At 36.1% G+C, this 12,385-nt stretch carries 12 protein-coding genes and 1 other annotated feature (1 of these 13 running past the window's edge); of the genes, 7 read left to right on the top strand and 5 right to left on the bottom strand.

Annotation, left to right across the window (positions count from 1 at the left end; all coding sequences use genetic code 11):
- Positions 1 to 141, top strand: a binding site (T-box leader); it begins 63 nt to the left of the window's first position.
- A gap of 73 nt (positions 142 to 214) precedes the next feature.
- Entirely contained in the window at positions 215 to 1,483 is a 1,269-nt protein-coding gene (gene tyrS, locus FJQ98_RS21845) for a tyrosine--tRNA ligase (protein ID WP_053592349.1), read from the top strand.
- Between the two features lie 454 nt (positions 1,484 to 1,937).
- On the opposite strand, the gene FJQ98_RS21840 is transcribed toward tyrS, so the two are convergent.
- Genes FJQ98_RS21840 through FJQ98_RS21830 form a run of 3 tightly spaced genes read right to left on the bottom strand, consistent with a single transcriptional unit; the run spans position 1,938 to position 4,209 of the window.
- On the bottom strand, positions 1,938 to 2,747 hold the full coding sequence (locus FJQ98_RS21840) for a cobalamin-binding protein (RefSeq protein WP_053592350.1): 810 nt from the start codon (positions 2,745 to 2,747) through the stop codon (positions 1,938 to 1,940).
- A gap of 2 nt (positions 2,748 to 2,749) precedes the next feature.
- Complete coding sequence (locus tag FJQ98_RS21835) at positions 2,750 to 2,980, bottom strand: hypothetical protein (protein ID WP_053592351.1); 231 nt, start codon at positions 2,978 to 2,980, stop codon at positions 2,750 to 2,752.
- Between the two features lie 23 nt (positions 2,981 to 3,003).
- Positions 3,004 to 4,209 carry an iron-containing alcohol dehydrogenase gene (locus tag FJQ98_RS21830; protein ID WP_053592352.1) on the bottom strand — a complete coding sequence of 402 codons (1,206 nt, stop codon included), beginning with the start codon at positions 4,207 to 4,209 and terminating at the stop codon, positions 3,004 to 3,006.
- Positions 4,210 to 5,105: 896 nt separating this feature from the next.
- Between FJQ98_RS21830 and FJQ98_RS26550 the strand changes: the two genes are divergently transcribed.
- From FJQ98_RS26550 to FJQ98_RS21820, 3 genes are all read left to right on the top strand, one after another.
- Positions 5,106 to 5,228 carry a siphovirus ReqiPepy6 Gp37-like family protein gene (locus FJQ98_RS26550; RefSeq protein ID WP_220443505.1) on the top strand — a complete coding sequence of 41 codons (123 nt, stop codon included), beginning with the start codon at positions 5,106 to 5,108 and terminating at the stop codon, positions 5,226 to 5,228.
- A gap of 449 nt (positions 5,229 to 5,677) precedes the next feature.
- Positions 5,678 to 7,087, top strand: a complete 1,410-nt coding sequence (locus tag FJQ98_RS21825; protein ID WP_053592353.1) for a hypothetical protein — start codon at positions 5,678 to 5,680, stop codon at positions 7,085 to 7,087.
- A 218-nt stretch (positions 7,088 to 7,305) separates the two neighbouring features.
- A complete protein-coding gene (locus FJQ98_RS21820) occupies positions 7,306 to 8,220 on the top strand; it encodes a M23 family metallopeptidase (protein ID WP_241774454.1) in 915 nt (304 codons plus the stop codon).
- A 519-nt stretch (positions 8,221 to 8,739) separates the two neighbouring features.
- Here the strand turns inward: FJQ98_RS21820 and FJQ98_RS21815 are convergent.
- A complete protein-coding gene (locus tag FJQ98_RS21815; RefSeq protein ID WP_246494316.1) occupies positions 8,740 to 9,306 on the bottom strand; it encodes a site-specific integrase in 567 nt (188 codons plus the stop codon).
- A gap of 215 nt (positions 9,307 to 9,521) precedes the next feature.
- Between FJQ98_RS21815 and FJQ98_RS21810 the strand changes: the two genes are divergently transcribed.
- Both FJQ98_RS21810 and FJQ98_RS21805 read left to right on the top strand, forming a co-directional pair.
- The gene (locus FJQ98_RS21810) at positions 9,522 to 10,094 is read left to right on the top strand and encodes a matrixin family metalloprotease (RefSeq protein ID WP_053592355.1); all 573 of its coding nucleotides are present in this window, start codon (positions 9,522 to 9,524) and stop codon (positions 10,092 to 10,094) included.
- 17 nt (positions 10,095 to 10,111) lie between these two features.
- Positions 10,112 to 10,678 (top strand): hypothetical protein, encoded by a 567-nt coding sequence (locus FJQ98_RS21805; protein WP_053592356.1) that lies wholly within the window; start codon positions 10,112 to 10,114, stop codon positions 10,676 to 10,678.
- Positions 10,679 to 11,044: 366 nt separating this feature from the next.
- Here the strand turns inward: FJQ98_RS21805 and FJQ98_RS21800 are convergent, their stop codons facing one another.
- Entirely contained in the window at positions 11,045 to 11,242 is a 198-nt protein-coding gene (locus tag FJQ98_RS21800) for a hypothetical protein (RefSeq protein WP_053592357.1), read from the bottom strand.
- Between the two features lie 160 nt (positions 11,243 to 11,402).
- Between FJQ98_RS21800 and FJQ98_RS21795 the strand changes: the two genes are divergently transcribed.
- On the top strand, positions 11,403 to 11,780 hold the full coding sequence (locus FJQ98_RS21795) for a hypothetical protein (protein WP_053592358.1): 378 nt from the start codon (positions 11,403 to 11,405) through the stop codon (positions 11,778 to 11,780).
- The last annotated feature ends 605 nt before the right edge of the window (positions 11,781 to 12,385 follow it).

Here is a 12,385-nt window from a genome sequence, read left to right as displayed (position 1 = left end):
GAAAGCTGGTCATAATGTAGAGACGAATTACGTGCTTGGAGCTTAGACGTGCGCGCCTGCGATAAAGGCGATTGAATGAAGAGGAAGATGGATGACATCTTCAAGCCGGGTGGTACCGCGTTAGTTTATAACGTCCCTGCATGCAATGTTTTGCGTGTAGGGACTTTTTTTATTTCTCCCTACACGGAATTATTAAACACTAGGAGGAATAAAAATGACAAACGAATTATTACAAGACTTAGAATGGCGCGGATTGTTATATCAACAAACAGATGCTGAAGGTATGACCAAATTATTAGATGAGCAATCTGTCTCTTTATACTGTGGTGTTGATCCAACTGCGGATTCTATGCATATTGGTCATATTGTGCCACTTTTAACACTACGTCGATTCCAAAAAGCAGGTCACCGTCCAATTTTGTTAGTTGGTGGTGCGACTGGTATGATTGGAGATCCATCAGGTCGCTCTGAAGAACGCCAATTACAAACAGTTGAGCAAATTGATAAAAATGTTCAAGGTATCCGTAGCCAATTAGAGCGTATTTTTGACTTTGCAGAAGATGGTAATGGTGCTCAGTTAGTTAATAATCGTGATTGGATTGGCAATATAAATACGATCGAGTTTTTACGCGATTACGGGAAATTAATTAACGTGAACTACATGTTAGCGAAGGATACAATTGCTTCACGTCTTGACACAGGAATTTCATTTACTGAATTTGCGTACACTTTAATTCAAGGTATTGATTACAATCATTTATACAATCATTACAACTGTCGCATTCAAGTAGGTGGCTCTGACCAGTGGGGAAATATTACAACAGGTTTAGAAGTTATTCGTAAAACACATGAGGAAGAGACGAAAGCATTTGGTATAACAATTCCTTTAGTAACGAAAGCAGACGGAACAAAATTTGGTAAAACAGCTGGTGGTGCTGTCTGGTTAGATGGCAAGAAAACATCTCCATACGAGTTCTACCAATTCTGGATCAATGCTGCGGATGCTGACGTTGTAAAATACTTAAAAATCTTCACATTCCTTTCTCGTGAAGAAATTGAAGCTTTAGCAGTATCTGTAGAAGAGGAACCACATTTACGTAAGGCGCAAAAAGCATTAGCTGAAGAAATGACTCGCTTAATTCATGGTCAAGAAGCATTAGACCAAGCAATCCGCATTACAGCTGCTTTATTCTCTGGAGACTTAAAAGCACTTTCTGCTGATGAAATGAAAGATGCGTTTAAAGATGTTCCTTCTATTGAATTGGCGAAAGAAGATAAAAACATTGTGGACTTATTAGTGGAAGCGGGTATTTCACCTTCAAAACGTCAAGCTCGTGAAGACGTAACAAATGGTGCGATTAGCGTGAACGGTGAAAAGGTCACTGAGTTAGAATATGTAATCGATGGCAAAGATCGCTTAGAAGATGCATTCAGCATTGTTCGTCGAGGCAAGAAAAAATACCATATGGTGAAGTTTGTTTAATTCAGACTCACACAAAGAAACATCCCTTCTATATGAGGGGATGTTTTGTTTCCTGTAAAAAGGATTGTGTCAATGAAATTAAGATGCAAATAAAGTATGTCTTCGGCAAAACGAGGGATTGACGTCCGTTTTAAAAAATGTCATCCAACTTTTGAATTTTATCGCTTAACTTTCATGTTTTATCGCCCAACTTTTAAATTTTATCGACATCCACCTTTCAAAGAGCAAAAAAAGGATTCATACACAAAACTGTGTATGAATCCTTTTACTTTATTATGTCGCCCAGCCTCTACTCCAATATACCACTTCACATAGCATGTATCTTCTGGCATGTCATAGTTATAAGACGAAACTCCAGTAAGATGTTTTTTGTGCGAAAGCGAGTAGCGTGGAAAAGAATTCTCTCTCATTTAAAGCGCCATAATATTAACAAAGACTTCGTTGACGATTTCTTTTAGCTATCTAAAAAACTAGGAAGCTTTACGTGCTTATATTCTTTGGGGTGAAGCATATTCGCTAGCTTTAATGCACCCTCTAAAAGGCGTGGTGATGGGCGACAATAAAGCCATTCCTCCATTACGTGAAGCTGTTTCATTTTAATGGCTTGAAGCTCCTGCGCATGTGAACGTTTTAATAAATTAGCCGGTTGAATACGCTCAAAGGCAACGCCTACCCAAGCCATCATAATATAGTCAGGGTCGCGCCTTACTACATCAGCCCAATCAGTTTGCACGCTTGCTAGTTCTACATCTTGAAACAGATTTTGCCCACCAGCAATGGCACTAATTTCAGTTAGCCAATTAATTTTTCCTGGTGTAAAGATAGGGTTTGGCCACCATTCCCAATAGAGAGTAGGTTTTTTAGGAATCTTTTGAGCAACTGTGCGAAGACGATCAATATAATGTAAATATTCCTCAGAAATTTCTTTTGCACGTCCTTCAACTCCGCAGACTTTACCTAAAGTATGGAGATCCTGTGCGATTTCCTCTAATGAATTAGCATTAAAAACAATATGAGGAATATTTCTAGCTTGTAACGCTTCGATATTTTTTTCCATGCCAGGGACACTTAAGGATGCGAGAACAAGATCAGGCTGCAATGCCTCTAATGCATCCATATCAATTGATAAATCTGGGCCAAGCTGAGGTAAGTCTTTTACTGCTAATGGCCAATCCGAAAAATCATCGACACCAACAAGCTGATCAGTCAGGCCTAAATAAGCAACAAGCTCGGTATTACTAGGACAAATTGAGATTAAACGCATATTTATTTCTCCAATTCTTTTTTAAGAAAAGTATAGCGAGTGTTAGAGTCACTTACAATGACAGAATGCTTTTTTTCTTTAATCAGGCGTAATTGTAGCTGCCGCTGCGCTTTCGCTACAAAAAACATCTGTTGCTGCCGCTGCGCTTTCGCTACAAAAAACATCTGTTGCTGCCGCTGCGCTTTCGCTACAAAAATAATTGCTGAATAAAGAGAAAAACGGCATGCCTGCAAGAGACATGCCGTTTGATTGCTTATTAAGAAAGTGCTACAGCTTCGAGTGATTCTTCTTTTTTAGCTACAGGGCCCATCGCATTCGTAATAATTTGTTTAATGTCCTCTAAAGTTGCTTTACGTGGGTTTGTTGCAGCACAAACATCTAACAGTGCATTTTTCGCTAAGATTTCAATATCCTCATCCTTCGCACCTAATTCGCGGAAGCCACTTGGAATGTTTAAATCATTAGAGAGATTTTCAATTGCTGTAATTGCTTTTTCAGCAGCATCACGTTTACTTAACCCTTCAACGTTTTCGCCTAATAATTCAGCAATTCTTGCAAAACGCTCTGTACGTGCTGTTAAGTTAAAGCGGCAAACATGTGGCAATAAAATAGCATTACATACGCCGTGTGGAAGATTATAGAAACCACCTAATTGATGAGCAATTGCATGTACATAACCAAGTGATGCATTATTAAACGCCATGCCTGCTAAAAATTGTGCGTAAACCATTTGCTCACGTGCTTCTAAATCTGCACCGTTTGCATAGGCACGAGGTAAATATTCAGGAACTAGCTGAAGTACCTTTTCCGCGCATGCATCAGTAATTGGTGTTGCGTTTGTCGACACAAATGATTCGATTGCATGTGTTAATGCATCTAAACCAGTTGCCGCAGTTAGAGCAGGAGGTAAGCCAATCATTAACTCTGGGTCATTAATCGACAGTAGTGGAGTAACATGTTTGTCAACGATGGCCATCTTCACTTTCCGCGCAGTATCCGTGATAATTGTGAAGCGAGTCATTTCACTTGCTGTACCAGCAGTTGTGTTGATAGCGATTAATGGCACCAGTGGGTTTTGTGATTTGTCAACGCCCTCATAATCATGAATGCGTCCACCATTCGAAGCAATAAGTCCGATACCTTTTGCTGCATCGTGTGCGCTACCTCCTCCAAGAGAAACAATTGAATCACAGTTTTCAGCATGATACACTGCAATTCCATCTTCAATGTTTTGATCTGTTGGATTTGGTTCTGCTTTCGGGAAAATTGATACATCAATTCCAGCAGCTGTAATGATGTTAGCAATTTGTTCAGAGAGACCTAATTTGTGTAAGCCCTCATCTGTTACGATTAATGTCTTTTTTACTTCTAAATCATTTAAGCGTTTACCAACTTCTTGAATTGCTCCAGGTCCAAATAAGTTTGTTTTCGGCATAACAAATTGCTTTAGAACGTCTGACATATTTCCAACCCCTTTAAAATAATTGTTATTGCTTGAATGATGGCGAACCACCTTTCGAAATTCATAGTATTCTATTTTTTGTAAAAGTTCAACTCGTATTTTTATTAAAATTGTTAATTTTAATTGTGTTATTATTTTACAAAAAAGTTAGATGGGTTTTTGATATGATGGAAGGTTGAATTGTCTAGGATTGTTGATTTGAAAACGTTTTAAAAATTGTTTTCCTATGAAAGTAAAATATATTTTTTGGTATATGGTTCTATTTTAAAGAAGTGTTGAATAGTAAAAAAATGATAATTTGTTTTTAGTATAATAGTAGTGATTAAGTTGTTTTTTAATTGTGTAATTACTATTTTAAAGTACAAAAAATTGTCATAATTTATAGGAATAATTATTCTCTCCTTCTTTTTAAAATGTTTAAGGAGATCCAGAATGCGAGAAGTAAATAAAGAATGACCGTATATCCAAGTGATGCGCACATAAAGAAAATTGTTTCTGAATCTGTACTTATAGGAGGATAACCACTGTGAGCATTAAAATGATATACCTCCTGCTCATAACCAAACCAAATAGCTACTAACAAAAAGCTTAATAAAAGGAGAGCTAGTAAAGCCTTTTTATGAAAAGTGATATGCAGTAGACTTTCTTAAAAGTAATTGGACGCTTAATTTCCTTGCTTTGATGCTTTTTAAAGGGAACTAAGAAAAAAATCATGATGCCACTATAAATTAAAACCATCACAGTAAGTTCAGAAATACCCCATTATTTCCTCCTTATCATTTGTAATATTTTCTATTTAGACTTCCGCAAAGATAAAAGGTTCCTTTTCTTATTTTTTAGGCATTTACAGGGCCCATCACCATAACGTGCGCTGGGCGCTTTCCTGGGGGCGTCCGATGAGCCGCTTCACTTGCTCCAAAAATAGAGGTCCGGTCATTGAAGAAAATTCGAGATATGATCCATTAAATGAAAAGCTGAAAGAGTTGTCAGAGCTACATGGGCTAGGGTGGAACATTTAGCTCGATTTAAAAAACAAGCGTTTTGTATTCACAGTACAGAAGGAAGAAACCTAGTAGCCAATCAACAGTGCTTCCACAAGCTGATTACAGAGGAACAATTTAAACTGGATATTAAAAACGGATTGGATAAACCACTACAAACAAAAGAATGATGATAAAATGCATTTTTATATTGCAGCAGTAATAAAAGACAAACCTTTATTTTTCATTGAAGGAATTAAAAATGTAAAGTTTAAGCGAAAGTAGGTAAATACTACTTTCGCTTATTTTTTTATCGTTGGGAGATTATAATTTTTAATCCTTCAAAATCACCTGTTCAACAGTTTACTTCATTTATTTTCCTCAAAAAGAATTTTCCTCTTGATAAATAAGAACGTTTGTTCTATAATCAAAACAAGAACAAATGTTCTTAAAATGAGTTTTTATAAAATGAAAAGGGGATGATATCTTTGGCATTCACAGTCAAAACAGAAGCAGAAAAAATCTTTACAAATTTAATGGGAACAGGAGCTAGTCGCTTACCAGCAGACCCAGTTGGTGCTGATAACCGTGCAAATTTTCATGGAATTTTTGAAAATAATCCAGCACCAACATCTGAAATACAAATTCAACGATCAGGAAGTCAATTACTTTTTTTAACGTCTCTTTACCCAAATGCTTCTACCTCTACGGTGCGAACAAACATATTGGCACGTATTCATCGCATCTTAAATAGGTATGCATCTAATATTGTGAATTATAAATCAGGTGGACCAGCAGGCGGATTAGGTCCTATGGGTCTTTATTCAGCTTACGCTTTAGCGAATGAGGGTAAATTCGACTACACTCTAGCTGGCACAACAGCAGTAACAAGAACACAATTACTATCTTATTTGAACACTTACTTAAATACTACGCTATTAGACAATGAGTTTGCTATACGTTTAGATCAAGGAAAACTTGATGCGGATTACCGAACTGTTGTCTCAACTCATAATTACTTCAATGGTACAAATCACGCTTGTTTCGCATTGAACGGAATAATTATCCAATTAGGAGCTAAATTCTTTATTCATACAGCTATTAAAGGGGCAGGGAATGATACTTATACTAAATTTAATGCTTTCTTTAATAAATTAGCGAATAGCTTACGAACTAAATTTGGTAATACTCGATCGAATAATGGCCTAACTGAATTGTGTTTACCTATGGGTGGTGGTATTTACAATGACAATAACAATTCTGCGGTTAACCAGGTTAGGGGATACTTCCCATCTGCGGGTTATAATGCGCTTATTGTGATGGGTCTTAATTTTGCAGCGAGAGCCTATCGTTGTGCAGAGCTAGAGTTATCTGCCAAGGCTCCACAGCTAAGGCATGTTGTTGCTTTACCTACTCATGTATGTTCATCAGTGGCTACGGAATTAGCCAATTATTATAAATCGTTCACAGCTTATTCTAATCAAGCTTTTGAAATAGGTGGACCCAATTTTGTTGCATTAGGGGCAAGTAAAGATAATGGTTGGCTAGATGTAGCGAAAAATTGGTATGATTATCAAAAAAATGGAAAACAAGGACCGTCGGATTATAATGAAGGTACATTTTCTAAAGAAGGAAGTGGCTTCTTAAGTCTTGCCTATCAAGATGCTAACGATCCAATTTCTGTCACATCTTACCTCTATTCAATGACTTGGAATGGAGATCATACTTTGGTTAATACCACTATTGGGAATGCAATTAAAGCGAAATCAGGAACATCTCTGGCTGCCCCATATTATGTAGCATCATCTCATATTGGCTTCAAAGCAGAAGCTGGTGCATCTCGTGTACTTCAAGGCTTAGCTGGTGCCATGAATAATGGAATAACAACGCTTAACTAAAACATGTTTGGAAAAAATTATTAAGTTATAGAGGAAAGAAATTAAAAAACTTAAGCCCATTAGCTTAATTGGTAATGGGCTCTTTCTATTAACTCAGTATTATTTTTAGTATATTTCTCTAGTTATTGCTCAAAAAAATTTCGATATATTATTCAATCTAATACTACTAAAATATTGAAAATTCAATAATAGTTTAAATGTTAAAAGGAGAATGATAGATGATGAAAAAACAAATTTTTAAGATTTTACTAAGTTTTGCTGTGTTGCTTACTATTTTAGCTTTTGGTAAAGCCGAGTCTGCTTCTGCTGCACAGATATTCGTGAAACCAGCTACTGGTTATTATACAAGCCTTTATGGCATGAGAGATGGTTCAATGCATTATGGAGTTGATATTGCAAATAGTAGCTCCAATGTACCGGTAAATGCTTCTGCTGCGGGTGTGATTAACAAAGCCGTTGGTGGTTGTTCTAATAATGGCTCTCTCGGTAATACATGTAATTCTGGTTATGGAAACTATGTAATTGTTCGACACAATATTAATGGGAAAACATATGATACTCTTTATGCTCATTTACAATCTATTAGTGTTTCTGTTGGTCAAACTGTAAGTCAAGGTGCTAAAATTGGTGTTATGGGGAACAGCGGGAGCTCAACTGGTCAACACGTGCACTTTGAATTATATGAAAAAGCACGAGTGTCTCAATCAGAGGCAGTAGACCCTATGCCTTATTTAAACGGGGACAAGCCAACAGGTAGCTACCATACTTATGATGGAACTTGGGCAACGATTACAATTACTCAGAAAGCAAACGTTTTCGAATATGTTGGATATGGAATTATAGGTCAACTTGAAGCTGGCGGACGATACAAAGTGTATGGTCAAAGAGAATATGCAGCTGATGGAACTCTATTCTATAATGTAGGATCTGGTTATATCCATAATGCTTACGGAACTATTGCTAATCACCATGCAACTGTTACATCTACTATCAATACGTATAGTTCTCCTAACGGAGCATTTAATCGTCAATTAGCACCAGGAACTTATAAAGTACATGCGGCTAAAGACGGTTGGTACAATTTAGGTGCAGAATGGGTTAAAGCTGATCAAGTATTAGTAACTAAAAACTAGAATTAAAAGATATTTTAAATTTTCCTAGTATGTTTAATAAGATAAAAGACTAGCAAAGCAATTATGCCATGCTAGTCTTTTTTGTGTATAAAATAAGGATAGATGAATATATTATTTAAGTAGTGTATAACCAATTGTTGTCAGTAGAAACTGAATATTGATATCTATAAAAAGTCACTCATTTGAAAAATAATGAGTGACTTTTCACTCTAATATTAGAACATTTTCTTAATGAATGCAGAAGAAACGTTTTGATCTATTTCAATGTTAATGTACATCTGCCCGATTATTAATTCTTGTAATTTGCACTGCCCCTAGATGCCCCCAATTAAAATCAAAAATAATCATAAATTGTTGTAACTTAATATATATCTAATAAACGAAAAAACCCCGAAACAAAAGGGTTTACCTTGTTTCGGGGTTTTATAAAATCGTTGATTGACAGACCAAAAAAATTAACGAGAGTAGAATACAACTCAACTAGAAAATGCAGTAATACCAGTAGTTTGCGGTGTATATTTATTTTTTAGCCCCAGAATTAGCCCCAATACTATCACTGAAAATCTGAACTGTTTCTTCTTCAAGTTCTTTTAATACATGTCCATACACTTCATAGATCATTGTTGGTGTATTTCCTAAACGTTCGGCAATTACTTTCACATTGACACCTTTATTTAATAATACAGTACAGTGTGTATGGCGTAATCCATGAAGTGTGATTTCAGATAGACTTGCTTTTTCTACTACACGTCTGGTCATATAAAGTAGTCCAGAATCTGAAATTGGTTCACCTGTTTGATAGGAGACGAATACATAACTTGTATCTTTAATTTTCTTTCCGAAAGCAAAAAGAGTAGCCTTACACCATGTATGGTATTTCTCTAGTTGTGCAAGTACAGACTTTTCAACTTTAATCGTACGTAGGCTATTTTTAGTTTTTAGGGGACGTGTCCCTTTTTGATCTCGAGTACGTTCAATAGTAATCGTATTGTTTTTAAAGTCGATATTTTTCCATTGAAGTCCGCACGCTTCACCTCTACGAATACCTGTATAGGCGATCAATAGAAGGAAAGTATAATTTGTAATGTTTTCTGTTTCCTTAGCGGTTTTTAAAAACAGGCCTAATTCTTCAGGAGTTAGATGGAAACGTTCGCTGTTTCATCAAATGCAATTTTGGTAAAACGATTTCGAAGTAGAATTTCTTCTTCAACTGCTGCATTGATAGCAATTTTAAATAAATTGTGGAATAATCTAATTGTACTTGGTTTATAGATTAACATATATGGGAGAGGATTACAATTTTGACAAAGAAGAATAGAAGTATATTGATCGTTTTTATTACAACATTATTTGTTATTATCTCTGCAACACAAGCATATGCTTATGTTCGAAATGGCCCCAATGGTAAATGGAGTGCCGTTAGTGCAGCTAATTTAACTTATTGGAAAGATGCTTCTGTTGGTAGTTATGGTTATGGAGGTCGCGTTGATTATGGGGCCACTACATGGAATAATGTATCGACAAAGGTGAAACTTACACCTGTTACATCGGGTTATGTAGATATAAAAGTTTATGCAGGTGACACAGGGGATACAAGTGTAGCTGATTCCCTAAACTACAAAACTAATTTCTTTGGAAACTATGTTGCATGTTGGGATTGCACTTATGAAATGTCGAGAATAAGGATTAATCAACCAGTATATAAAAATATATCCGAAAAGTGGAAATACAAGGCACCAGGGCATGAGTTTGGTCATTCTCTTGGATTAGATCACTCTAATAAATCACCAGCCATCATGCTTCAAGGAGATCTTGATTATAGTGTAACCCAGACGGATGACAAAAATGGCCTTAAAGCCATATATGGGAATTAGACAGGGGGAATATTTTAATGGTAAACAAAAAAACTAAATATGGATTAATTGTATTTTTAGCTATAATTGCCGTCGGCTACGCTACGTTTGTCTACCTCGATAATACTTTAAAAAGTACCATCATATCCCGATCAGATATGCAGATATACCAAGAGGTTTCTGAAATAGAAAATGATTCAGATGTTATCGCAACTGTACGTGTAAAACCAAACGTAATAAATCATATGGAATATGACAATGATGGATTACCCCTGTGGTATTGGACCGAACGTGAGGTTATAATTACGAAACCCATAAAGGGGGAAGTAAAGATAGGCGATAAGTTAACTGTCCTTGAGCCATATGCAATTGGCGAAAATAAGACTATTGGGAAGCTCGAGGTTATTTCCGAACAATATACCAAGATGGCTGATGAAGAAGAATACATCTTGTTTTTAATTAAGCGTGAAGATGGAAAGTTCATGATTGCAGGAAAAGATCAAGGAAAAGCAATGATTAAACTGAGCAAGGAATTTTCAGCCAACTTAGAAGCTGGCTCAGAATTTGAAGAATTACACAAAAAAATTAGAGCAAAATATGAATAAAGTAATCTTTACTTTATCAAATTGTTCTTTTCGGTAAACAAAATTAAGATTGTTATTAAAGTAACGTGGGCTATAGTTTAATAGGATAGGACTTGCAATGTGATTATTCTTCATAACTGCAAGTCCTTTTATTACGCTCATAGAAAGCTCCTGTAGTTTCACGAATGCCTCTATAACAACAATTAAACAATTTGTAACGCTCACAGTCTCTGGACATCGGTTTCACAGGTAAACCTATTATGATTAAGCCGAAATGCCTTATAGTACATCTAAAGGCTTTAAATGAAAGTTTAAATAATTTAATGACCACCTCAATATAAAAAAGCATCTACTCTCATTGGAGCGGATGCTTTTTGTGCTCTGTTATTAGATTTGGTCCCCGTTCTCTAATGTGAAATACAAGTCGAACTTTACATCTAACGCAATAGCAATTTTTTCTAAGTCAGCTACGGACAGGCTGTTATTCTGTAGTTTTTTAGATAGATTAGGTTGAGAAGTTCCTATTTTCTTTTGTTGTTTATTGCGATCAGACATTACTCGCCATTCTTTTGCTGTCACCTTCATGCGTCCTCACTTCCTTTCAAAGATACGTTTCCAAACACTTTATACAAGCGCTGGCGCATGTAAACCACTTCCACATCAGTTAATAGCTTGTGGTACTTCGTAATGCGTGCTAAGTGACATTGTTCATAATGGTTGGAGCAAAGACCGAGGATTAGCTTATATGGCAATAGATGAAATACGAGATACTGTTCGTTTAATTGATATGGGCTTTTGTCCTTTAACAAAAAGCATTGGTGAATCAATAGAAGGAGTGAATAAAACTTCTGACAAATTGTTTGAGCTAATCGTTTCTAAAGGCTCGTTAGACGAATCGAATAATGCAGCTACAAAGCCTGATATGAACAGCCTAGAAGGTTGGAACTACCTTACTATGGAAAACAATATAAAAACATTTATCAAGGAATTTGGTAGAGAGCCAGAAAATTTTGAGGAAGTCTTAACATATATAACTGAAACTGTAGAGAAAGTTGTGGTTAAAGACGAGGAAAATAAAAAAGCCGATGCGCCAACATCGACTAAAGAAATACAAGTTAAATAATATTCTAACACGAATAAGGGGGTTGCACAATTTTGTGCAGTCCTTTCACTATAATTCGAATAGGTGAGGGAACTTCTTACCAGTCCTATTTTTCGATTTTTGTTTTTTAACTACTGATACGCAATTTTCATATTGCTCACAAATCCTAAATTTTCGAAGTGGCGCGAGTCGTCAATTTGACGAATTACGAATTTAGAGGTTCGTTGTGGTGGTCAAACCAAAAATGGATTGTCCTAATAAAGTAGTCGGCTTTACGACATTTATGTCTGAAAGTACAAGTGGGTGTCCTCAAAAATGAGGAATTGTAAATTTTAACGAGTCTATAAATTTTATGAGGTCGGCGCAAATTTGAGCTAAAGTATTTGGCTGCTGAATTTTAAGTCATGAGATTTCGTAGCCGGAAATTCGACCGTGAAAAGATGCCCACAATTTTGTGGTGATGTTTTACAAAGCACTTGCTACGGCAGGTGTCTTTTGTGGAAGTCAAAATAAAAAGGACTGGGGTATTGTTCCCAATCCTACTTACACATCCCTATAAACATGCCCACCAAAAGCATTAATAATTAGCCCCAATTCAGCCCCAATATTAGCCCCAAAGCAATAAC

The organism is Lysinibacillus agricola (assembly GCF_016638705.1).
Lineage (GTDB): Bacteria > Bacillota > Bacilli > Bacillales_A > Planococcaceae > Lysinibacillus > Lysinibacillus agricola.
Note: the sequence above shows the minus strand (reverse complement) of the source record. Positions and strands in the feature narration are given on the sequence as shown.

What these genes read in the sequence shown, in the direction of transcription:
- tyrS (WP_053592349.1), top strand. Translation starts at nt 215, where the DNA reads ATGACAAACGAATTATTACAAGACTTAGAATGGCGCGGATTGTTATAT.
- FJQ98_RS21840 (WP_053592350.1), bottom strand. Translation starts at nt 2,747, where the DNA reads ATGCGTTTAATCTCAATTTGTCCTAGTAATACCGAGCTTGTTGCTTAT.
- FJQ98_RS21830 (WP_053592352.1), bottom strand. Translation starts at nt 4,209, where the DNA reads ATGTCAGACGTTCTAAAGCAATTTGTTATGCCGAAAACAAACTTATTT.
- FJQ98_RS26550 (WP_220443505.1), top strand. Translation starts at nt 5,106, where the DNA reads ATGAGCCGCTTCACTTGCTCCAAAAATAGAGGTCCGGTCATTGAAGAA.
- FJQ98_RS21820 (WP_241774454.1), top strand. Translation starts at nt 7,306, where the DNA reads ATGATGAAAAAACAAATTTTTAAGATTTTACTAAGTTTTGCTGTGTTG.
- FJQ98_RS21805 (WP_053592356.1), top strand. Translation starts at nt 10,112, where the DNA reads ATGGTAAACAAAAAAACTAAATATGGATTAATTGTATTTTTAGCTATA.
- FJQ98_RS21800 (WP_053592357.1), bottom strand. Translation starts at nt 11,242, where the DNA reads ATGAAGGTGACAGCAAAAGAATGGCGAGTAATGTCTGATCGCAATAAA.
- FJQ98_RS21795 (WP_053592358.1), top strand. Translation starts at nt 11,403, where the DNA reads ATGGCAATAGATGAAATACGAGATACTGTTCGTTTAATTGATATGGGC.